At 62.5% G+C, this 1,324-nt stretch carries 2 protein-coding genes; one reads left to right on the top strand and one right to left on the bottom strand.

What is annotated here, in order from left to right; translation table 11 throughout:
* Positions 1 to 242 precede the first annotated feature (242 nt).
* Entirely contained in the window at positions 243 to 392 is a 150-nt protein-coding gene (locus tag MJD61_04155) for a hypothetical protein (protein MCG8554469.1), read from the bottom strand.
* A 184-nt stretch (positions 393 to 576) separates the two neighbouring features.
* Between MJD61_04155 and MJD61_04150 the strand changes: the two genes are divergently transcribed.
* Positions 577 to 1,029: a hypothetical protein gene (locus tag MJD61_04150; protein ID MCG8554468.1), complete on the top strand. Its 453-nt coding sequence runs from the start codon at positions 577 to 579 to the stop codon at positions 1,027 to 1,029.
* Positions 1,030 to 1,324: the final 295 nt, after the last annotated feature.

Below are 1,324 nucleotides of genomic sequence, written 5' to 3'. Positions count from 1 at the left end.
AGCGGCTAGTTCGCTAGCTGGGTAGCCTGAGTTCAAGCCACTGCGATCCGGCGCAGGCGTGCATGCGCACCGGGGCCGGCCTGACCGAGGCGTTGCGGCCCGGGCTGCGCACACGCGGGACCAGGCTGGCCACACGCGACGTTTCCCGTCGGTCGCCGTCAGCCGCCACAATGAAATGGCTGTCCTAGACCTACCGTCAGCCGCCACAATGAAATGGCTGTCCTAGACCTAGACTGGTGCTTCTACGTTCGCGCCAGTCTATCGAGGTAGCGGTCGGCCCGGCCGGCACGAGCCTCGAAGCGGACGTTCGCGGCCTTGTCCCAGGCGGCCATGGCGAGGCCGGTGACCGTGTTGACGAAGCCGTCGAGGTGCCCAAGCAGGCTCGCCCACAAGCGTATAGCGGAACCTGGAGGGATTGCCTCAGAGGCGGAGTATCACGCTTGCTTGCTCGTGCGACAGCGCACCGTTCCGTACTGCACTCGCCAGGCACTCACTGGAGACCAGTTGGGCGCACGCCTTGCAGCGCTACGCGGGATGTGAAAGCGTTCGGCCGTGGAATGGGCAATCGCCCTGATCGTGCTGATCGTGGTGTGGCGCACAGTAGCAAGCCGCGCGAAGGCCCGACAGATAGAAGAGCGGTGGGAGCTGGCCCACCCTGAGTACACGGTTGCCGAGGTCGACTTGCTCAGCCAAAGCTTCAGGCTCGACTTCGGGGAAATGACCGGCAAGTTCATACACAGCAGCGACACCGAGCGCATAGAGCAGTCATTCTCCATACGGAGAGTGGACGTCAGCAAGTGGGAGTCGAAGAATACGCTAGAAACTCATGAAGGGGTCGCTGAGCGAATCGCACGGGATATCGAGCAAGTGAAGTCTGGCAAATGGAGTCTCGGGAATCCCGAGCGACGGCTCGCCGACCTTGAAGCTGAGTTGAAGGAGCTTGAAGCGGGTCCCAAATGGGAGCCCTTCACAAACGAATTGTCGGCGCGAATCGAGGGCGACTACCAGCGCTTTCTGCACCACCAATAGGCGAACCCAGCCCGCAGGCCGGCAGCTCTGAAGTATAGTTTATTGTCTCCCCTCGGGGATGGGTGAAAACCCTCGCCGTTAGGCGAAGCCTTCAGGAGGCGTAGCCGAAGCGGACTATCCCCCGCATGAATGCGGGGGTTTTGACCTGTTTTTCGTGAATGACCACCGCCTAAAAGGCGGCGGCCTCGAAGGGCCGTGATGGCGGGTCAAGAAACGGCGCGCCCACGGAGTCGACTTCAGTCGACGGGCGCGCCCCGAACCCACCGCCTTCAGGCGGTGGTGCCGGCGCTCAGTT

This window comes from Pseudomonadota bacterium (genome assembly GCA_022361155.1).
GTDB lineage: Bacteria > Myxococcota_A > Polyangia > Polyangiales > JAKSBK01 > JAKSBK01.
The sequence above is the reverse complement of the archived record's forward strand: the minus strand, read 5'-3'. Positions and strand labels throughout refer to the sequence as shown.